Origin of the sequence: Parageobacillus toebii NBRC 107807 (assembly GCF_003688615.2) — a bacterium.
Taxonomy (GTDB): Bacteria; Bacillota; Bacilli; order Bacillales; family Anoxybacillaceae; genus Parageobacillus_B; species Parageobacillus_B toebii.
Window position 1 is genome coordinate 2703004 of sequence record NZ_CP049703.1, and the last position, 19270, is coordinate 2722273.

General features: G+C 41.5%; 33 protein-coding genes. 5 read left to right on the top strand and 28 right to left on the bottom strand.

All coding sequences use genetic code 11. The features are described 5' to 3' along the window. Positions 1 to 149: 149 nt before the first annotated feature. From DER53_RS13765 to DER53_RS13780, 5 genes are all read right to left on the bottom strand, one after another. On the bottom strand, positions 150 to 1319 hold the full coding sequence (locus DER53_RS13765; RefSeq protein WP_062755953.1) for an IS256 family transposase: 1170 nt from the start codon (positions 1317 to 1319) through the stop codon (positions 150 to 152). Between the two features lie 273 nt (positions 1320 to 1592). Further along, the gene (locus tag DER53_RS13770; protein WP_280117280.1) at positions 1593 to 2294 is read right to left on the bottom strand and encodes a M15 family metallopeptidase; all 702 of its coding nucleotides are present in this window, start codon (positions 2292 to 2294) and stop codon (positions 1593 to 1595) included. Further along, positions 2269 to 2439, bottom strand: coding sequence for a hypothetical protein (locus DER53_RS17460; protein ID WP_244319604.1), 171 nt, complete (start codon positions 2437 to 2439; stop codon positions 2269 to 2271). Before DER53_RS17460 ends, DER53_RS13770 begins: the two co-directional genes overlap by 26 nt. Before the next feature lie 164 nt (positions 2440 to 2603). Further along, positions 2604 to 3311, bottom strand: a complete 708-nt coding sequence (gene deoD / locus DER53_RS13775) for a purine-nucleoside phosphorylase (RefSeq protein ID WP_015864038.1) — start codon at positions 3309 to 3311, stop codon at positions 2604 to 2606. A gap of 319 nt (positions 3312 to 3630) precedes the next feature. Further along, a complete protein-coding gene (locus DER53_RS13780; protein ID WP_041269682.1) occupies positions 3631 to 4032 on the bottom strand; it encodes a hypothetical protein in 402 nt (133 codons plus the stop codon). A gap of 296 nt (positions 4033 to 4328) precedes the next feature. On the opposite strand from DER53_RS13780, the gene DER53_RS13785 reads away from it, so the two are divergent. Next, a complete protein-coding gene (locus DER53_RS13785; protein WP_015864042.1) occupies positions 4329 to 4487 on the top strand; it encodes a hypothetical protein in 159 nt (52 codons plus the stop codon). 72 nt (positions 4488 to 4559) lie between these two features. Here the strand turns inward: DER53_RS13785 and DER53_RS13790 are convergent, their stop codons facing one another. The 3 genes from DER53_RS13790 to DER53_RS13800 all read right to left on the bottom strand — a co-directional run bounded on the left by DER53_RS13790 (position 4560) and on the right by DER53_RS13800 (position 5507). Then, positions 4560 to 4718, bottom strand: a complete 159-nt coding sequence (locus DER53_RS13790; protein ID WP_015864043.1) for a hypothetical protein — start codon at positions 4716 to 4718, stop codon at positions 4560 to 4562. A 116-nt stretch (positions 4719 to 4834) separates the two neighbouring features. Continuing rightward, positions 4835 to 5152, bottom strand: a complete 318-nt coding sequence (locus tag DER53_RS13795) for a YodL domain-containing protein (protein ID WP_062677717.1) — start codon at positions 5150 to 5152, stop codon at positions 4835 to 4837. A gap of 157 nt (positions 5153 to 5309) precedes the next feature. Then, complete coding sequence (locus DER53_RS13800) at positions 5310 to 5507, bottom strand: hypothetical protein (RefSeq protein WP_062755957.1); 198 nt, start codon at positions 5505 to 5507, stop codon at positions 5310 to 5312. A 62-nt stretch (positions 5508 to 5569) separates the two neighbouring features. Between DER53_RS13800 and DER53_RS13805 the strand changes: the two genes are divergently transcribed. Continuing rightward, positions 5570 to 6706 (top strand): DUF2515 domain-containing protein, encoded by a 1137-nt coding sequence (locus DER53_RS13805; RefSeq protein ID WP_062755959.1) that lies wholly within the window; start codon positions 5570 to 5572, stop codon positions 6704 to 6706. A gap of 17 nt (positions 6707 to 6723) precedes the next feature. Here DER53_RS13805 and DER53_RS13810 read toward each other — a convergent pair whose 3' ends face one another. Further along, the gene (locus DER53_RS13810) at positions 6724 to 6909 is read right to left on the bottom strand and encodes a YozD family protein (protein ID WP_041269910.1); all 186 of its coding nucleotides are present in this window, start codon (positions 6907 to 6909) and stop codon (positions 6724 to 6726) included. 137 nt (positions 6910 to 7046) lie between these two features. Here DER53_RS13810 and DER53_RS17615 point away from each other — a divergent pair, with 137 nt between their 5' ends. Beyond that, positions 7047 to 7169, top strand: a complete 123-nt coding sequence (locus DER53_RS17615; protein ID WP_255265223.1) for a hypothetical protein — start codon at positions 7047 to 7049, stop codon at positions 7167 to 7169. Here the strand turns inward: DER53_RS17615 and DER53_RS13815 are convergent. The 6 genes from DER53_RS13815 to DER53_RS13840 form a co-directional block, all read right to left on the bottom strand. Next, positions 7151 to 7795, bottom strand: coding sequence for a hypothetical protein (locus tag DER53_RS13815; protein WP_062755961.1), 645 nt, complete (start codon positions 7793 to 7795; stop codon positions 7151 to 7153). The genes DER53_RS17615 and DER53_RS13815 overlap by 19 nt on opposite strands. Positions 7796 to 7924: 129 nt before the next feature. Continuing rightward, positions 7925 to 8143, bottom strand: coding sequence for a YozE family protein (locus tag DER53_RS13820; protein WP_041269683.1), 219 nt, complete (start codon positions 8141 to 8143; stop codon positions 7925 to 7927). Between the two features lie 247 nt (positions 8144 to 8390). Then, positions 8391 to 9302 carry an NAD(P)/FAD-dependent oxidoreductase gene (locus DER53_RS13825; RefSeq protein WP_062755963.1) on the bottom strand — a complete coding sequence of 304 codons (912 nt, stop codon included), beginning with the start codon at positions 9300 to 9302 and terminating at the stop codon, positions 8391 to 8393. Positions 9303 to 9414: 112 nt separating this feature from the next. Next, complete coding sequence (gene bioB / locus DER53_RS13830) at positions 9415 to 10410, bottom strand: biotin synthase BioB (RefSeq protein ID WP_062755965.1); 996 nt, start codon at positions 10408 to 10410, stop codon at positions 9415 to 9417. A gap of 79 nt (positions 10411 to 10489) precedes the next feature. Continuing rightward, positions 10490 to 10981, bottom strand: coding sequence for a tetratricopeptide repeat protein (locus tag DER53_RS13835; RefSeq protein ID WP_062755967.1), 492 nt, complete (start codon positions 10979 to 10981; stop codon positions 10490 to 10492). Between the two features lie 114 nt (positions 10982 to 11095). Continuing rightward, entirely contained in the window at positions 11096 to 12535 is a 1440-nt protein-coding gene (locus tag DER53_RS13840; protein WP_062755969.1) for an NAD(P)/FAD-dependent oxidoreductase, read from the bottom strand. Positions 12536 to 12718: 183 nt separating this feature from the next. Between DER53_RS13840 and DER53_RS13845 the strand changes: the two genes are divergently transcribed. After that, the gene (locus DER53_RS13845) at positions 12719 to 13315 is read left to right on the top strand and encodes a DUF502 domain-containing protein (protein WP_062755971.1); all 597 of its coding nucleotides are present in this window, start codon (positions 12719 to 12721) and stop codon (positions 13313 to 13315) included. 19 nt (positions 13316 to 13334) lie between these two features. Here the strand turns inward: DER53_RS13845 and DER53_RS13850 are convergent, their stop codons facing one another. Both DER53_RS13850 and DER53_RS13855 read right to left on the bottom strand, forming a co-directional pair. Next, on the bottom strand, positions 13335 to 14273 hold the full coding sequence (locus tag DER53_RS13850; protein ID WP_062677371.1) for a magnesium transporter CorA family protein: 939 nt from the start codon (positions 14271 to 14273) through the stop codon (positions 13335 to 13337). 267 nt (positions 14274 to 14540) lie between these two features. Further along, a complete protein-coding gene (locus DER53_RS13855) occupies positions 14541 to 14678 on the bottom strand; it encodes a hypothetical protein (protein ID WP_015864055.1) in 138 nt (45 codons plus the stop codon). A gap of 109 nt (positions 14679 to 14787) precedes the next feature. Between DER53_RS13855 and DER53_RS13860 the strand changes: the two genes are divergently transcribed. Continuing rightward, positions 14788 to 15075 (top strand): HesB/YadR/YfhF family protein, encoded by a 288-nt coding sequence (locus DER53_RS13860; protein ID WP_062755973.1) that lies wholly within the window; start codon positions 14788 to 14790, stop codon positions 15073 to 15075. 73 nt (positions 15076 to 15148) lie between these two features. On the opposite strand, the gene DER53_RS13865 is transcribed toward DER53_RS13860, so the two are convergent. The 11 genes from DER53_RS13865 to DER53_RS13910 all read right to left on the bottom strand — a co-directional run bounded on the left by DER53_RS13865 (position 15149) and on the right by DER53_RS13910 (position 19251). Continuing rightward, complete coding sequence (locus DER53_RS13865) at positions 15149 to 15529, bottom strand: hotdog fold thioesterase (RefSeq protein ID WP_171699310.1); 381 nt, start codon at positions 15527 to 15529, stop codon at positions 15149 to 15151. A gap of 20 nt (positions 15530 to 15549) precedes the next feature. Then, positions 15550 to 15873: a hypothetical protein gene (locus DER53_RS13870; protein WP_062755977.1), complete on the bottom strand. Its 324-nt coding sequence runs from the start codon at positions 15871 to 15873 to the stop codon at positions 15550 to 15552. 13 nt (positions 15874 to 15886) lie between these two features. Next, the gene (locus DER53_RS13875; protein ID WP_062755979.1) at positions 15887 to 16303 is read right to left on the bottom strand and encodes an acyl-CoA thioesterase; all 417 of its coding nucleotides are present in this window, start codon (positions 16301 to 16303) and stop codon (positions 15887 to 15889) included. 116 nt (positions 16304 to 16419) lie between these two features. Continuing rightward, positions 16420 to 16653: a small acid-soluble spore protein Tlp gene (gene tlp / locus DER53_RS13880; protein WP_015864060.1), complete on the bottom strand. Its 234-nt coding sequence runs from the start codon at positions 16651 to 16653 to the stop codon at positions 16420 to 16422. A 33-nt stretch (positions 16654 to 16686) separates the two neighbouring features. Beyond that, positions 16687 to 16830 (bottom strand): acid-soluble spore protein N, encoded by a 144-nt coding sequence (locus DER53_RS13885; protein ID WP_015864061.1) that lies wholly within the window; start codon positions 16828 to 16830, stop codon positions 16687 to 16689. Positions 16831 to 16885: 55 nt separating this feature from the next. After that, a complete protein-coding gene (locus tag DER53_RS13890; RefSeq protein WP_015864062.1) occupies positions 16886 to 17017 on the bottom strand; it encodes an FbpB family small basic protein in 132 nt (43 codons plus the stop codon). Positions 17018 to 17144: 127 nt separating this feature from the next. Beyond that, positions 17145 to 17660 carry a redoxin domain-containing protein gene (locus DER53_RS13895; RefSeq protein ID WP_062755981.1) on the bottom strand — a complete coding sequence of 172 codons (516 nt, stop codon included), beginning with the start codon at positions 17658 to 17660 and terminating at the stop codon, positions 17145 to 17147. A gap of 88 nt (positions 17661 to 17748) precedes the next feature. Then, complete coding sequence (locus DER53_RS17620; RefSeq protein WP_280117287.1) at positions 17749 to 17874, bottom strand: hypothetical protein; 126 nt, start codon at positions 17872 to 17874, stop codon at positions 17749 to 17751. Between the two features lie 81 nt (positions 17875 to 17955). Further along, positions 17956 to 18792, bottom strand: a complete 837-nt coding sequence (locus DER53_RS13900) for a sulfurtransferase (protein ID WP_062755983.1) — start codon at positions 18790 to 18792, stop codon at positions 17956 to 17958. Beyond that, entirely contained in the window at positions 18789 to 19067 is a 279-nt protein-coding gene (locus DER53_RS13905; protein ID WP_062755985.1) for a YpbS family protein, read from the bottom strand. Before DER53_RS13905 ends, DER53_RS13900 begins: the two co-directional genes overlap by 4 nt. After that, positions 19060 to 19251 carry a hypothetical protein gene (locus DER53_RS13910; RefSeq protein WP_062755987.1) on the bottom strand — a complete coding sequence of 64 codons (192 nt, stop codon included), beginning with the start codon at positions 19249 to 19251 and terminating at the stop codon, positions 19060 to 19062. The genes DER53_RS13905 and DER53_RS13910 overlap by 8 nt, the downstream gene beginning before the upstream one ends. Between the last annotated feature and the right edge of the window lie 19 nt (positions 19252 to 19270).

Genomic DNA, 19270 nt, shown 5'->3' on the forward strand with positions numbered 1-19270 from the left:
AGAATTTTGTGTAATGTAAATGGGGTAGGGTTTCTCTGAAATGGATTTGAATTGATAGGGGACTGATTTCCTCCACACAGGAGACTGAATATTCAGTCTCTTGTGTGGAAAGGGAGAATTCCCCTATTTTGTTTATTTACAGTATTTGGTTAATGATAACGTTCTTCAAACATTCGCTCGAGGGCTTCCTGTGCTTCGGCAAATCCTCTTAACTTTCGCCCTGCCCATTTCTCATTAAAATCTTGAATGGTCAAATACACGATTTTTTCAGCGGCTTCTAAACTATTCAAACTGTTCATCGGTTTTAGGCGTTTCCGAATCTCCTTGATCGTTCGTTCGATGGCATTGGTCGTGTAAATCACACTTCGAATACTGCTTGGATCATCCATAAATGTAAGGAGGACATCCAACTCATTGGCCCAAGATTGAACTTCTCTTGGATATTTGCTGGACCATTTCGACTCAAACTGTTGAAACATTTGTAACGCCATCTCCTTATTCGGCGCGCGATAAATCAGCTTGAGATCCTCGGCCACTTCGAATTGGTCTTTTTTCCGAACACGATGGAGCGTGTTGAGGACTTTGTGAACGACACAACGCTGCACATCGGCTTTCGGACAAACCGCCTTAAAGGCTTCCTCCAGCCCCGGTAGTCCATCGAATACGCCAAGAAGCACTTCCTTGACGTCTCTTTTGTAGAGCTGTTGGAGAATCTCCCGCCATCCATAGGCGCTTTCTTGTCCTCCCACGAAGAAATCTAGAATTTCGCGATATCCTTCTTCGTTCACCCCTAACACCACATAAATGACTTCTTTCTCCACGGTTTCGCGACGAAGTTTTACGTATAAACCATCCAAATATAAGACGGAATAACGCTTGTGCAGTGGACGAGTGTGCCATTTCTCGATGTCTTCCTTCACTACATCGGTAATCCGGCTGATCGTTGCAGGAGAATAGGCATTGCCTAAAATTCGTTCAATAAACTTGCCAATTTCCCGTGTGCTCATGCCACTTTGATACATCCTGATGATGGCTTCCTCCAGCCAGCCGGTGTGGTGTTGATAAGGGGCAAACAACTGTGTTTGAAATTCCCCGTTTCGGTCTCTTGGAACCAAAAGACCCTCAATCCGGCCATATTGCGTATCTAGATTTCGTTGATAGTAGCCGTTTCTCCTATTCGGCGTTCCATCCTGTTCGATTTCGAGGAAATTCTTGATTTCTTCCCACATAATCAGCTCTAATTTTTCCTTTACAAACTGACGAATGACACTTTCCAGTTGATTTGCCCAGTAGACATTCGGTATACTTCTTTTAGACATAGGTAGGGTACTCCTTTCTCTAAGATTTTTGGTCCAAATCAGAGAATACCCTACTTTTTTCTTTTGTTCTAGCAAAATGCTTTACACAAAATTTTATACATCATCACGAAATTTCAGGCATCGTCAATGGTGAAAGGTTTATCAGAATGATTGCGGGTATATTTTTTCGTTTTTGTTTTAGCCAAAATAAAATACGCCTTCTTTCATGTTTTACAACATGAAAGAAGGCGTAAATTTGGTCTTGGTTATATCTCGCCTTTTTGCGTTTTCTCCTTACATTTTCCTTACGATTTTAAAATACTCTTCTAACGTAATTTGTCTTTCAAACATCACTTTTGCTGCTTTTTTGCCGACATACCGAAGATGCCACGGCTCATATTGGTATCCCGTAATTGCTTCTTTTCCTTTTGGGTAGCGAATAATAAATCCGTACTCATGCGCATGCAGGGCGACCCATTTTCCTTCTTTTGTTTCTCCAAAAGCAGTCGTCAATTTGTACCCAACACTTTGGCTTGTTATATCCATTGCCAATCCAGTTTGATGTTCGCTCTGCCCCGGCAGTGCGACCGCATGAATCGCCCTCTCTTTTCCTTTTTCTTTTACTTCTTCCGCAAATATCATTTTTTGGCGCTCATATGAACGATAGCCAGACACGGCTACAAGCTGGATTCCTTCTTTACGAGCGGCGGCAAATAACGCTTCGAGCGCTTTCGCTGCCTCGGCGCGCATATACCGCTTGTCCACATTTTTTTCGGCAAACGAAAACGGAACGCGCGGTGCAACTAAATCGTTCGGCTTATATGCAGCTGGCAGCGATTGTTCTTTATTCACAAGCGCTAATATATTACTTGGGTTCATAATCACTTTCTGGCCGTTTTGCACTTCAACAATATTCCAATATTCCGGTTCTAACAATAGATCCGGATCTATCGCTTCACGATCTTTAGAATCATCCGGTTTTTTTTGGCGTTTCATTTTCTTTCTTTTCATGATGAGTGATTATATGTTTATTCGTTTTATCTGATGCTTTTTCATGTTCCCCTGGAAAATCATTCCATTGACTGCATCCGCTAAATAAAAAAAGCAATACAAAAATCATCCATCGAAACAGCTGTTTCATTATTTCACCTTTTCCGAATCTATACACGACAGAAAGCCCACGTTCTAGCATATCCCGTTTCGCTATATTTGGCACCACTTCATCGCAATGACTGTTAGAAGCGGCTATAATTAAATGCGAATGACAATGAAATACGATAGCCGCGCGTTGAACTTAAACATCTATTATCCAACACGGATCGCCGTTTCTAGCGCCACTTCAATCATCTCGTTAAACGTGGTTTGCCGTTCTTGGGCTGTTGTTTCTTCTCCTGTTAAAATATGGTCACTTACCGTTAGTACAGAAAGCGCTTTTCGGCCAAATTTTGCCGCTAACGTATATAGCGCCGCCGTTTCCATTTCGACAGCCAAAACGCCATAACGCGCCCATGTTTCCCAGTCCGGTTGGTCATTATAAAACATATCAGCGGTAAAGACGTTGCCAACTTTTAACTTCAACCCTTTTTCGACACCGACTTCATAAGCAGTCCGCAACAAATCAAAATGCGCTGTCGGTGCATAATCCCGCCCGCGGAAAGTCAAACGGTTCATATTCGAATCCGTTGATGCGCTCATCGCTAAAATGACATCACGAACGTTCACATCTTTTTGAATTGCTCCACATGTTCCGACGCGAATTAATGTTTGTACACCATAGCTTTGGATTAACTCATTGACATAAATAGAAATTGAAGGAACTCCCATTCCCGTTCCTTGCACGGAAATGCGATGGCCTTTATATGTACCAGTAAAGCCAAGCATGCCGCGCACGCGGTTGTAACATGTCGCTCCTTCTAAAAACGTTTCCGCGATATATTGGGCGCGAAGCGGATCACCCGGCAGCAAAATTTTATCGGCAATTTCTCCTTGTTTTGCTTCGATATGAATGCTCAAGCGGTATACCTCCTTTATTCATCCTATCTTCTTTGGCACCACGTTTTATGCCCTTTTTATCATATCACACAATCAGTGTGATGTGTAAAAAATAATCGCTACGGGCATACTGAGTATACCCCTTGGCAACATTCATGGCACTTTTGCTGTATACATTCGTCTCAACTTTCGAAAGGAGGCATCACACGGATGAAAAAGAAATTGGAACAAGCAGTGGAATATGCGAATAAAACAAATCCATCATCCCGTTCGAGTAATCAACCGTCTACTTCGAAAAAAGAAAAAACAAAGTTTTAAGGGAGAAATATTCTCCCTTTGTTTATGATGTCTTTGAGTGATAATCATCCCGGCGGCGCGCTAAATATTTTTCATTAATATACAATACTTTTTTATCTTTGCTCAGTGTATATTTTTTCTCCCGTTCTTTTCGTTTGCGAATAAACCAACAGCCGAGTATATACATAGGGAGAAATAATTCTATTGCTCCTGCATAAACGTACAAAAACTGTTTTGTCCATGTCATTTTTGACAAATGCACGTCAATATCGCTAAACATATAATAAGAAGTTGCCACAATCCCCCCTGCAATAAGCACGTTCATCACATGTAAAAAAGGAACGTCTTTCCAACGAAAAAATATTCGTTCTATTTGTTCTTTGACAAATAACAAAATGGCTGCAGATATTACGCAAAGCAACAAGGAAACAAAAAGTGCGGCCATCATCGTTTCCCCTTCCCCATCATCATTTAACTGCAAAAACTTTCGCGAATAAATCGCTTTTAACTGTACAAACTAATATTGAACCTTTGCATGAGAAAAGTCGCAGATTTTGACGGACGTTAGAGTTTTTCCTACACCTGCGTGCAGGCACTCACTCTGTTCCGTAAGTATCATGGACAAACACTTCCTTATTGTTTAGCGCCTGTCGGATCGGTTCAAAACCGTTTTCCACTTCACCCAATCGCTCCAGTCACAGGCTTTTCTAGTTATACAATAAATGAAGGAGGAAGCTGTTTATGGGTAAAAAACACCGAAACCGCATCAACGGCCAAAAAAAGAATAACCATATCCCAAAAGAAGCGTTGATTGCTGAGGATGCCGCCCATGCGAAAGAATTCTCCGCCGCGGGAGGCAGAAAAAACGGACCGGGTCATCACGATAACCCGGATTCATAACAATGCAATCAATGATGAAAGCCGTTTTATATGAAAAAATAATCTAGAAACCCTTGTGTAACACAAGGGTTTCTATGTGGAAGGATCTACTTCATCAAATGATAAAGTAACTACTTTTGTATATTCCCCCCGGGCAATCTCTTCTTTTGTCGCTTTTTCGTCAAGCTCCTTCTCATCATCCATTCCCGGCGCTAGTTTCGGAAATTCGCGGCTATTCTTTTTTCGCTCCAAGTGATCGCCTCCCTTCCTTTATTATCCATACCCGAAATTTACGTAAACTATTCGACTTTTTTCTTCATTATATCATCATTTTTTCTTTTTCAAACAGAATATTTAGAATTTTTATACTAACGAATATGAATGCGATTAATTTTTTTCCATCCTTCCGGACATAGTTTGTAATACACTTGCCCCTTTAGTCCTTCATCAATTAAGACGATATCTCCTGTACTCATAAAACGTGCTTGGTAATCTTTTGGCATTAAATCAGATACGTTAAACATACGATAAAGATATGATAATGCTTCTTGGTGATTGGACGCATTGATCGTCAATCTGTATACTTGTCTGTACCCTTTCGTCTGCCCAAAACTTGGGGTTTGAAATATAGTGATATCATACTTACGCTCTACATGGAGCATTTTTTTCATTAATAGACGTACCATTCGACATCGCTCCTTTTACCCATTTATTTCATAAAATATTAGTGATAAGCGATGTCGATTCCTTCAGCAAAATTGCTCTTGTTTTGTCGAATGACTTTTCAATACCGGTGTTCGAATAAGCAGGCAAACGAAGAGAAAAAATAAGGTAGACGCATCGTTAACTCCCAAAAAAGCTTGAAAAGAAGCTGCCGCTATGGTGTTTCTTTTTATAATGCTTATAACCGTAGTGGGAAGGATGGGTATGTGAATAATGCTCCTTTGAATTATGATAATGGTCGCTGCTGCTGTAATGGCCTTTATGATAATGATGCGACATGCTTCCTTTGAAAATGGCTTTGATAATTTTTTTCAACATCGCAATCACTCCTTTTCGAACAGATTGCTTATAAAACGAGCTTCGTTTCACTTCCATCCAAAATGAATGCTAGGAGGGATGTCGCCATAGAACGAAATCATTTTTTATCCCGAATCGCTCATCCGGTGCAGTCACTGTACCGCTACTTTTTATATAGGCACCACATTGATATTGCTTCCTCATCGCTGTTGCATCAACTTTCGAAGCAATGGGAGCGCCCGTCGCACCCTCACATCACCGAGGAAGAACATAAAATAGTTTCCGAAATTAAGCAAAAAACAGCGAATTATAACCGCAATAACATTACACGGACAGCAGCCTATTTGGCGTTTTTCGAGCGTCATCCGGAAGTACATTGGGCATTTTTGGCGCATATCGTTTCCCGGAATGGCGGATGGAATATGACAGATTTAAAAGGAAGTGTCATTCCACGTCTTCTTCCTGCCGAACACATTCATCCGCTTTTTTTATTTTTAGAAAGAGCGAACGCGCTGATTTTTCATGACGCTTACCCCCAACTTTTGTTATATGAAAAAAGTAAACAAAAGAAAAAACCGTTATTTCACCTTCTGGCTAGTTTTTCCGTTTCTTCTTTTATGAAACCGTTTTGGGAATATTTTTTTGAAACAAAAAATTCACCAGTAATCACAGTGGCGCTGATTATTAACGAACAACAGTATATTCAAAAGAGAGTGATGGAAAATAAATTTTTTCAGACGCATGTGCTGTCGACAATACCATTTATTGCGGAACAATGGCTTGGCTTTAACGATGTGCTGATTCCGTATCAGGCTGGTCCCCACATCCGTCTTGCCGGCACCACCGTTCGTGATTTTGCGGATGTCCATCATCGTATTCATATCGGCAAATCACTTTATAGTATATTGTTTTTTCAACATCGGCTGGCAAAGCGAGCATACCAATTTGCCTCACAACATGCGCATACCGGTTCACGCGCCGATTTTTGGCCGCAGCTATTTTCTGCAGAAAAAGCAGATCCTTTCCGGATTTATAGTCCACGTTTGGAGACGGTATGGCCGAATATCTCCCATCCGTTTTCCGACCGCCGTGACTGGTTTACAGATAAAACTATTATCAAAATGATGGAAACCATCCCTGTTATGAAAGAAGAAGATATAACGGCAAACTATATGCGTAATATTCAAACACTAAACGCAGCTGTCAAAGCAGTTCAATAAAAAACGACGAGTAGTGCTTACTCGTCGTTGTCTCCTATGTCAAGCTCCTCATCAATAATACATTTTTCCAATAAATAATCAAACGTAATATCCGCTAGTTCTTCTAGTTCCGTTTGCGTCGGTACAAAACCGCGGCGGATCAATTCATGATAAAAAAATTCGGCAATTTCTTCCGTATCAATAACAACCTCAATTTCCTTCACCACATCTCGCCCCCTTTGTAATTGTTTTATGTGCACTTATACCGTTTTATGTCAAAAGAATTTGATCATCTATGTACTAATTTTCCCTCTTCGCCCATACATTAGTAGCGTAAAAAACAATAGCGGAGGGAAATTGTATGGACAAGCAGTCAATCATCGATAAAACAATGGAAACAGTTGTGAATTTGCTGGGAGCGGCTATGATATTGCTTGGCGTTCCTTATTTCATTTTCGTTTTAGTTCAATTTTTATTATGGTAATTGGCAACAATTCGTAAACGTTTTACAACTGTTTCCATCATTTGTTTATATTGTTCATCGCCAAACCATTCGTATAAATATTTGTAATCATTATACATATCAAGCAGCTCATCAATGGATTGTGATGGGGTCGTCTCCTCGGAAGGAGAAAGAAGCACGTATGCTTTTATCGGCGCCGATAGGACAATATCTTGCAAAATAATGACGGATGATTCTTCGTCATCTGCTAAAGGAACGACATCCTCCATATTGACTTCAATTTCCCAGCCGTCGATCAATCGTTTTAATTCATAGACAATTTCTTCCCATCCTTCTTCTTGATAGCGATAAATTTCCGTACGCACCCCAATCACTTTAAATAGATCGTCGCCGTAATCGTGGACGCGAACGATTTCACCTAAGAAAAATGGCAATTCCACTTCTATTTCTTGCGTGATCCATAAATCGCCAGTAAATTCTGATAAAAGAACTAACGCATGTTCCATAAATAAACTGCGGCTGTGATTAATTTCATATAAAAATGCATCATCTATTTGTTGAATATTCGTTATCGTGCCGACCGTTCCATACAACGTATTCACGACAATATCTCCAATAGAAAATTTTGGCCGTTTTGCACCACTCATCTATATCCCCCGTTTAAAAGCAGTGATACTACATTATATGCAGGCAAAAATAAGTGGACACCCCTTTCCATCCCGAAAAAAGTATTTTGAGAACGCTTACAAAAAAGAAATATGGGAATGGGAAGACATTTACGCCTCCTGTGAAAACTGTTCCCATAGTTCGTCAAATATAATCATGCTATCTAAGTAATCGCCGTTTAGTTCTAAATATCGACTAATTTCATCATAATCGGCGGATGTTTTCGGGAAACTATGATCGTAATATGCCCCGTTAGCAAACCGAACGAACGGATCTTCTTTTTTTCCATCACGAAATTTCAATAAATAATGGTAAAACGAACGCGCCATTGTCCTCATCCTCTCCCTTCTATTCTTTGTTGTTCATTTTAATGAGTTTTTTTGATTTTGTCATCTGTCAAACAACTAAAGCCGCGTTTTTCTTCGTTAATCTTCGTCAAGCATTTTATGTAAAATTCAATGATAGATGCTTCCATCCCCCCTTTTTTCTTGTAATGAAATAGTACGCTGAAAGATGCATTTTCATGAAAATATTTTATGTTTCACCTTATGAAAAATAGGAGTTGCACGCTTCTTATTAGTTTTGATCACTTTGTTCATTCACAATGCTTTTATGAATCCAAATGGCTGCCTGTGTTCCTTCCCCCATGGCGATCGTCACTTGTTCCGAATGAACGCCAATGTCCCCTGCCGCCCAAATATTCGGGACATTTGTTTGTTTTGTCCGTGGATTTGTAGGAATATGCTTGTTTTCTAATCGTTCCACGCCAAGTTGTTTGGCAAGCTCTGTATTGACTTTATTATGACCAAATGCGATAAACCCACGTTCACCAAAAATTTCCGTACCGTTTTGCAAGCGAACACCGCAAAACGTTGGCCCTTCCTTTATTAACACTGATTCAATCGGTTCGCGAATGTATCGAATACCTTGTTCTGACAGCTTCTGTTGCCGACTTTTCGATAACTCTTCTCCATCGTGATTAATATAGATAATGTCCTTTGTCCAATATAGCAACGTCATTGCCATATTCGCCCCGGCAGTGCCCGCTCCGAGGATGATCACTTTTTTGTTTGTCACTTCATATCCGTCGCAGTCTGGACAAACGTAAATGCTCGTTCCTAAACATGGAATGAGATTAGGAATTGGTGGAATCCGATCTTTCACTCCTGTTGCCAACAGGAGACGTTCGCTTTCATACGTTTTCCCTCTTTTCCCAAACAGAACAAATACGTTATCCTTTTTCTCGGCGGCAATCACCTCATCATCGGCAAAATGCACTCCTAATTGTTCCGCTTGTTTTCTTCCAAGTGTGCGCAACGTTTCTCCGCTCACGCCATCAGGCCAGCCGAGCAAATTATGATACGCGCGGCAAAGTGTGGAACGGCCGTTGTTTGCATCGATCACAAGAACGCGATGATGATAACGGCCGAGCTGGATCGCCGCCTGCAATCCGGCAATGCCGCCCCCGATAATGATGCATTCGTACATCGTATGTCACATCCCATCATTGCTTTTATTTTTTATTGTTCGTTACTGATTCGTATTCATGCACTTTATAAAAAAAAGCTGTCTCCGTAAAAGAGACAGCGTAAATCAACCATTAACAGACAGCCTGCTGTTCCTCGGCAAAATCAATTTCAAAGCCAAGGTCCTCCAGCATCCGATAATCTTCTGATTTTTCTTGGCCAGCTGTTGTTAAATAATCGCCGACAAAAATAGAATTTGCCGCATATAAGCCAAGCGGCTGAAGCGAGCGTAAATTCACTTCCCGTCCGCCGGCGATGCGAATTTCTTTCGTTGGATTCATATAGCGGAACAATGCCAATACTTTTAAACAATATCGTGGATCGAGCTCATTTGTTCCTTCAAGCGGCGTGCCATCAATCGCGTGTAAAAAGTTAATAGGAATGGAGTCCGCATCAAGAATGCGCAAGCTTCGTGCCATGTTAATAACGTCTTGCTTCGTTTCTTTCATGCCGATAATGACGCCGGAACAAGGAGAAATGCCAGCTTGTTTTACCGTTTCAACGGTCCTTACGCGGTCATCATATGTATGGGAAGTCGTGATGTTCGGGTGATGTTCTTTCGATGTGTTAATGTTATGGTTGTAGCGGTCTACTCCCGCTTCCTTCAGGCGCGCTGCTTGTTCTGGTTTCAAAATGCCGAGGCATGCGCAAATTTTCAAACCGAAGCGTTCTTTAATTTCTTTGACCGCTGAAACAACGGTATCGATTTCTTTTTCGCTCGGACCGCGGCCGCTTGCGACAATACAGTATGTCCCTATGCGCATGCGATATGCTTCTTCCGCTCCGCGAATAAGCGTTTCTTTATCCACCATTTTATACGTTTTTACCGGCGCTGTCGAAACGGCAGACTGTGAGCAATATCCGCAGTTTTCCGGACAAAGCCCGGATTTCGCGTTAATAATCATATTTAACTTTACTTTATTGCCGTAATATGTGCGGCGAATGTTATACGCGCCTTGCATCAGCAAAAGCAGTTCTTCATCGGGACAATCTAAAATTGCTTGCGCTTCTTCATCGGTCAATTCATACCCTTCGATGACACGATCGGCTAATTCCAGCCAATTTGGCATTCTTCCTCTCCCCTTTCCATATGATTACATTTATCGTATCGGAAGTGAAGTTATATTGTCAACTAAAATTTTATAAAGGTTAACTATTTTGATCCCATACTTCATCAAGATGGTCGGCGTAAAATATTAACGCTTTTTCATATGTTTTTATCCAAGGATCGGGGGAAGAAGCGACTAGCGCATGAATCAACATTGATACCGCCCTTTTTTCTTCTCCCATATGATAAAACGTCATTGCCAAAAATGCTTGTAAGGCTACATTCTCAGGGAACTCTTTTAATCCCTGTGCCAATACGTTTGCTGCCTTTTCATACTCGCCTATACAGCGATAACTGCTTCCTAATTGGATAAATGATTTCTGACGAAGTTCGCCTTCAATACCATAATCAATCGCCTTTTCATAATACGGAATTGCCCTTCTTTCCAAACCTAACGCATCCAAAGCAGTTGCATAATAAAAATAAACGGCTCCATCTTGAGGATGTACATCAAGCAACGACTGTAATATCGTTTGCGCTTCTTCATACCGCTTTGCTTCGATCAGTTTTATCGCCTGGTTCAACTTCAACATTTAATTTTCCTCCTTCTCCTCAATATGTGGTTGTTCGAGCAAACGAGCGAAAAATCCTTCACTAGTCATATAAAAAAGGATATGTATCCATACAGGACACATATCCTTTTACTGTTATTTGGTTAATTTTTCTACGATGTCGCGTGCAATCCATACGCCACAGGCGCTTGCCTGGGCAAGGCCGCGCGTAATTCCCGCACCGTCCCCACCGACATACAGTCCGGAAATTTCCGTTTCAAATCGGTCGTTTAATTTTGGCCGGGCGGAATAAAACTTCGCTTCGACTCCGTAAAAAAGCGTATGCTCGGAAGCAATCCCAGGTGTGACGTGGTTGAGCGCTTCCGTCATTTCAATGATGCTTTTCATCGTATTGTACGGAAGAACAAGCCCTAAATCGCCAGGAACCGCTTCTTTCAACGTTGGCTCAATAAACCCTTCCTTAATCCGTTTTTCGGTAGAGCGTCTTCCTTTTAAAATGTCGCCATACTTTTGCACGATGATGCCGCCGTTCGATAAGGCGTTTGCCAGCCGCGAAATTTCATGGGCGTATTCATTCGGTTTATCAAACGGTTCGGAGAATTTATGCGATACAAGCAAAGCAAAGTTTGTATTGTTGCTGCCAAGCTTTGGATCTCTGTACGCGTGGCCGTTCGCAAGCATGATGCCCGAATGGTTTTCGACGACAACGTGTCCCGAAGGATTGCTGCAAAACGTGCGTACTTGCGTGCCAACCGACGTATTGAAAATAAATTTTCCTTCATACAAATGTTCATTTATTTCTTCCATGACGATGTTCGATGTTTCCACGCGCACGCCAATATCGACTTGGTTGTTCATCATGCGCAAGCGGCGCTTCCGCAATATTTTTGTCAGCCATACCGAGCCGTCGCGTCCCGGTGCGATGACGACTTTCTCTGCTGTCAGCGTTTCGCCGTTTTTCAGAACTACTCCTGTCACGCGATGCCCATCGTTCGTTTTTTCCGTTATAATATCTTCCACTTCCGTTTTAAAACGCATGTCGATTCGTTCACGCAAATATTCAAAAATGCTTTTTAAAATTTCTAAGTTTTGTTCCGTCCCTAAATGGCGGACTTGGGCGCGCAATAGCTTCAGCCCAGCTGCGTAAGCGCGGCGCTCAATTTCTTTGACTTTCTCCGTCATTGGATCGGTAATGGCTGTTGTCGCCCCGTGTTTTAAATTAATTTCGTCAACATAGCGGATGAGTTCCAATACTTTAGAAGCCGGCAAATAATCGGTCATCCAGCCGCCGAATTCGCTGGTGATGTTAAATTTCCCGTCCGAATAAGCACCTGCGCCGCCAAATCCGTTTGTGATCGAGCATGCCGGCACACATCCGGCGTAATCTTTTTTGCCGGACGGCGGCGGGCATTTGTCAATCTTTTTCTGAAGAATCGGACAATTGCGTTTATATATATCATGCCCTTTATCAATTAACAGGACGTTCGCCCCCGGAAGTTTCAGCGTTAATTCATAGCAAGTAAAAATGCCTGCCGGACCTGCGCCGACGACAATGACATCATAATGGCTCTTCATCTGTTCAATCCCCCACTTCCCGTATTCCATTTGTAACTATATCAATTATTTTCCTTCTCGTCAATATAAAACACGAACTTTTCTTCATATATATATAAATAATGTTCGTCATTTTTCTATCTTGTTTTCACAGATAAAAACTGATAAGTTGATAAAGTAACAAAAAGAGAGGGAGGAACACGGATGAAGTTTTTCGTAAAAAATTTTATTAACGGTGTGATTACATTTGTGCCGATTATTTTAGCGATATATGTATGCTATAAAGTGTTTGCATTTTTTGATGGACTGTTCGGCAGCTACGTACGGCCATATTTCAAAGATGATTACATACCGGGAATCGGAATATTATGTACGATCATTCTTATTACCGTTCTCGGCTGGTTATCCACACAATATATTAGCGGCAAAATCATTCGGCTTGTTGATCGCCTGTTAGAAAGCATCCCGTTAATTAAAACGGTTTATTCGGTAATAAAAGATACCATCACCTCTTTTGTCGGCGAAAAACGGTCCTTTTCAAAAGTAGTGTTGGTGGAATTGCCTAATACAGGAATGAAATGCATCGGATTTATCACGTCAGAAGAAGTCGCTAACTGGCTCAATCCGCTCCAAGACCATGTCGCTGTCTATATTCCGCAAACGTTCCAGGTAGCGGGCATTACCTTTTTAGTGCCGAAAGAACAAGTGCAGGTTATTGATATGAAGCCGGAAGAAGCAATGAAATTTGTGCTTTCCGGCGGAATGGCCTCATCCAAAAAGAAAGGGCTGCCTGAAACATAACAGGCAGCCCTTTTGGCAATTAAAAATATCGCTTTTTCCAAAAAATAAGCGCAGTAATGGTCGATAACAAACCAGCAATCAACATCGCCACCATAAATGCATACGGTGAATGCTGATATGGAATCGGCACGTTCATGCCATAGAAGCTTGCAACCATTGTCGGCAAGGAAATCACAATCGTAATCGCTGTTAAAAACTTCATTACAATATTCAAGTTATTCGAAATGACCGAAGCAAACGCGTTCATCGTTCCGCTTAAAATGCTGCTGTATACTTCCGCCATTTCAATCGCCTGTTTATTTTCGATAATGACATCTTGCAGCAAATCTTGATCGTCTTCGTACATGCGCAAATAATTCAGACGCAATAGCCGTTCCATGACAATATTGTTCGCCTTCAGCGACGTCATAAAATAGACTAAGCTTTTTTCCACACTGAGGAGCGAAAGCAATTCTTTATTTTTCATCGATTGATGAAGCTCTTTTTCGATTTCCGTCGTTCTGCGGCTAATTTGTTTTAAATAACGCAAATAATAAGTGGAAATCACATATAGCATTTGCAAAGCAAAACGCGTCTTCATGAACGTGTAAAAGTTTTTAATTTTGTTTTTCGAAAACTCCTCGAAAATCGGATTTTGCTGCAGACAGACAGTAATGAAGCACGTATTCGTAATAATCATGCCGATCGGAATCGTTTCATACATTGGACCATCTACTTCATCATTTGCGGCAATGGGAATATCAACGATAATCAATACGTGATTATCTTCTTTTTCTATGCGTGATCGTTCCTCATCATCAAGCGCATCTGTGATTGAATCGATTGGAATATCAAGATGATTAGCAATATAACGGATTTCGTCTTCCGTCGGAGCTACCAAATTAATCCAGCAGCCGTTTTGAATTTCATCGATTTCTCTCATTTTTCCGTTTGCATCCGATAAATACATTTTCATCATACGCATCCTTCCTCCTTTTCACCGCGAGGAAGTTTGCGCTTCTCCTTTTCCGATCGGAGCCCGTTTTCGTACGATGAGTAGCTCAGTGATCGAAAAAGAAGAAGACAATGCTCCCCCGCTATATTTCGGCTCTGGTTCACTCGAACTTCGACTACTCATATACGAAAACGTCACTCCTTTCGTAAAAAATACTCCTCGATTATAATAACGTTGAATGGCGCATTTGTATAGTAGTTTTCTAAAGAAAAAAGCAGCCTACTGGCTACTTTATTCGCTTGATGGTGTAGTGTTGAAAAAATCACGATCATTTTTTTCCGTTTTGCGGCTATTGGATCGTTTTTTCGATTTTTTTCCCATCACTCCATCGGATTCGTAGCTCAGCGGAAACGAGGTTTTTTTCTCCATTTTTAGTCCTCCTTTTTATTTCTCTTTTTACTTTTTGTCAACTGGACACGATTTAGTCACATTATGAACTTTTTACATCATGTTATAATAAAGATGAGGAGGGTGAAAAATGGACATTATTTTGACGCCAAAAGCATTCGAATGGTACAAAGAAGAGCTTGACTTACAAGAGGGGGATGCTGTCCGCTTTTTCGCGCGCTACGGTGGATGCAGCACCGTACAAAAAGGATTTTCGCTTGGTGTGGCAAAAGATGAGCCTGTAGAACCAGGAGCGCAAACAACGGTCGGTGGAATCACCTTTTTTATAGAGGATGGCGACATATGGTATTTTGATGGCCATAACTTAACCATCGATTTCAATGAGCAGGCAAATGAACCGGTATTTATTATCGATTGATCGCTCCCGCTTCTCATGATGAAAAGAAGGAACGTATTGCTGAAGCAAAAAAGCTAGCACTTTTTTAAAAAGGCTAGCTTTTTTTAATAACGGCGATCGTACAGCGAGAAACACAGACAAGCCGCTGTTGTTCATCGACGATTTTAATATCCCATACCATTGTCGTCTTTCCTCGATGAAGAACGGTGCCTGTAGCAGTGACAGTGCCATTTCGAACAGCGCATACATGGTTGGCGTTAATTTCTAAGCCAACAACGTTTTCGGTTTCTTGATCGATGAGCGCATATGCACCGATGCTCGCAACTGTTTCTGCCAAGGCTACGGAAGCACCGCCATGGAGAAGCCCAAACGGCTGATGTGTGCGATGGTCAACGGGCATCGTCGCTACGACACGTCCTTCTCCTAACTCTGTAATCTCAATACCTAATGCTTCTAACAACGTTCCTTTCCCCATCTCTTTCAAATTAGTTAAATTCACCGTTTCCCCTCCCCTTTACTCACTAAACGAAACCGCTCAAGATGATCAAACAATCCCTCTTGCTGCAAAATCATGATTTGCTTTTCTCCAAGCAAATCAAAATGTGGAAACAACTCACGCTGGTGAATCCATTCTCTTCGCAATCCGTATTTTTCTCCCCATGCCGCAAGTTTTTCTACATCCGAACAGCCGACTTTTGTTACTGTCGTATATTGTGGAAACCGTTCGTCATACCAATAATGAGTTAAGAACGCGATTTTCCCTTTTTTTACTTTCTCCTTCCATTCGATTAATTCCTGCCTACGAATTCCAAAAGCCATAGTATGTATCTCCTTACTTTTTCGCACGTTCGTATGCTTCATGCCAATCCGGGAAATATTTGCGAATGACAATCGGGCGAAACGTATCGCGTTTTACACAAACATGCTGAGATTTTCCCGTCACGGCAATTTCTCCATCCGGTGTCAAAATTTCATAACCGTATGTCACACGAATGCCGTCATATGCATCAATCCATGTACGGACAGTCGCCGTTTCCCCATAATGAAGCGGTTTTTTGTATGATACTTGAAGATCGACAACTGGAGAAATAATTCCTTCTTTCTCCATATCGGCGTAATGAAATCCTAACTGTTTGATCAGCTCTGTTCGGCCGACTTCCATCCAAACGAGATAATTAGCATGATAAACAACCCCCATTTGATCCGTTTCCGCATAACGTACTTCAATTTGCTTTTCAGCGACTTTCATTAGTTCTCCCTCCGTTACTATCCTTGCGTGTATACAACTATATCTTATCATACTCCATGTTTTATTAGATAAAAAAACGGAGTCATCCTGCAATCAGGATTACTCCGTTGTCTATATTATCGATAGCCGTTTTCGCGTGCCGCTGCCTCATCTTTAATTTCAGCACGCATTGCTGCAATCGCTTCTTCGCGCCGCTTGTTTTTTTCAGCGATTTTTTCTCGCTCTTCCGGAGAAGCGAATTGCATTGTCTCTTCAGCCTTTTCGATATTTTCAATGGTGTTTTGTACCATATCTTGCAATTTTTCTACATTATCGCTACGATCATCCGGTTTAGGACGATGATGTGCCATCACGTTTCCTCCTTCGTGATTGTCATTCGGTGTTTATTCGCCTTTTGTTTGAATCACTTGAGCATGTTGCCCAGATTGATCTTGCATTTTTTTCCCTTTATTTCCTCCAGCGGCACGAGGTTGGGTGCCTAGATGGTTCGGATTGAAATATTTTGGGTTTCCCCTCGGATTGCTCATGTACCTCGCCTCCTCACCATCTAGTCTGTCCGCCCGGATGATCGCTATGCATGGCTTATTCTGCTTTTTTTAACATGCGTTCTTCCAATTTTTTTTCGATTTTTTCCATTGCTTCACGGTCATTGAGTAATTGACGTTTATTTTCCATAATTAATTCTTGAAATGTCATTTTACGGGTTTTTCTCATTTCTTAGCCCTCCTCTCAATTATTATTTTAATTTCATTAATTCCCAAAATAGCTGAAAATTATTACAACTTTTCGAAAAATTTTATGTTGCAAATAAAAAAGCACCTTTCTGTTAAGAAAGATGCTTTTATTCACGGAATGCCGCTGTTATTTCCACCATTTGTTTATATGTCATCGGACCGATAATTTTTTTGCGAATGACACCATCTTTATCAATGATATACGATGTTGGAATCGTTTGAATATGATATAGTTCTAATGCTTTCTTTTTTTCATCCAACACCACTGGAAACGATAGTTGATATTCATTGATAAATGACTTTACATTTTCACGAGTATCTTGCGACGTTAAATGAACCGCAAGCAATTCCACGTCAGAATGATAGGCTTTATAAAATTTTTCCATATCAGGCATTTCTTTTTTACACGGCGGGCACCATGTTGTCCAAAAATTGACGATTACCGGCTTTCCGCGAAAATCAGATAAATGTATCGTTTGGCCATTCAATGTCTGCAACGAAAAATCGGGCGCAGCGTTACCTACAGAAAGACCGACTTCCTTTGCTTTTTCTGCTGCCAACGCATTCCAAATGCCGTATCCAGTAATAGCAAGCAGCAATATAGCGACAATGAATTTTTTCATTGATTTCCCTCCCGCTACGTTTATTAAAACATAAAATGATCAAGAAAAAAAGCAAAAAAGGGGCGTCCATAGGACAGCCCCATTTAGATTAGCGGATATTTTTATGTTCGTTTTTCATTTTTTTCGCTTCTACTTCCGCATAGGAAGCAAATTCATTATTAAAACCGTTTTTTTTGCTTTGCGTTGTTATTGCGTTGTGCATTGGCGTTGCCAAGTTTCGTGCGACCCATGCGACTTCCTCCTTTGCAACAAGGGTACATCGATAGTATAGGTAAACGGTGAAAAAATTATTTTGTTATTTTTCCCCTGTCGCAATCGGATTTTCTGGATAGGAAATCCAATCACTCCAGCTTCCTGCATACAAACGTACATTCGTATAACCTGCTTCTTTCAACGCAAGCACGTTTGGACATGCCGTCACCCCAGAACCGCAGTACACGATAATGGGAGCATCTTTTTTGATTGCAGAAAAGCGCTCCGCTTGTTCTTGCGGACTTTTCCAATACCCCTCGTCCGTCACACAGTCTTTCCAAAACATATGGAGGGCTCCCGGAATATGTCCTGCAATGCGATCGATTGGTTCTTCTATGCCTGCGTATCGCTTCCATTCCCGTGAATCGATAATAATCGCCGATGACTCTTGAACCGCACGGCGCACGTCATCGACAGTCGCTAGCCACGAAGGCTGAGGGCGAGGCTGAAATGATCGCGGTTTTACGGCAGCAACCTCTGCTGTGACTGGATACCCCGCTTCTTTCCATTTTGTATAACCTCCGTCTAAGACGTAAACACGCTCATGCCCAAGATAGCGAAGCAGCCACCAACACCGTGAAGCCATCGCCCCGTCCTGGTCATCATATGCAACAACCGTAACCGTTTCATCAATTCCTGCCGCTGATAGCTTCTCTGCCAATTCTTCAACAGTCGGAAGCGGATGCCGTCCGCCATGTTTGCCGACAGGCGCGGATAAATCTTTTTCTAAATCAAAATATAATGCGAAAGGAAGATGATCTTTCCTATATTCATTTAATCCCCGAGTTGGATCATTAAGGTAAAAGCGGCAGTCAATAATGCGGACATTATCGTGATCGAGCCGATCCGCGAGCCATTCATGTGAAACAATATAGTTCATTTCGTTCCCCCTTGCTTTGTTAAACGTTCCGTATATTCTTTTACCATTTCAACCGTTACGTATTTCCGTTGCGGCATGCCACCGTGCTTTGCTAATTCGTTCATTTCCTTCGTTACTTCATTGATTTTTGTCACCGTAAACGGCAAACCGTTTTGGCAAAGCGCAACTGCTTCATCGATATATCGTTCCCGTTCTGCCTCTAATTGCACAAAACGCTTAATGGCCGCATGCTGTTTTTGGATATGGGCGGTAATCGCTTCATGTACTTCACTCATTAGAATCTTCCTTTCTCTTTTCCTTTTCCATTAAAACGCGAACGTTCGGCTTTGGCGTCCAACACCGGAATTGATAATATGGTTTCGTTTCGTAACCAAGCCGTTGACAATAAGTATAAAGTCCTTGGTCCGTTTTTTGAATCCCGTAATGAATGCAAGTAGCACACGCGTGAAACCGTGTCATCGTCTCTCCCCTTTATAGA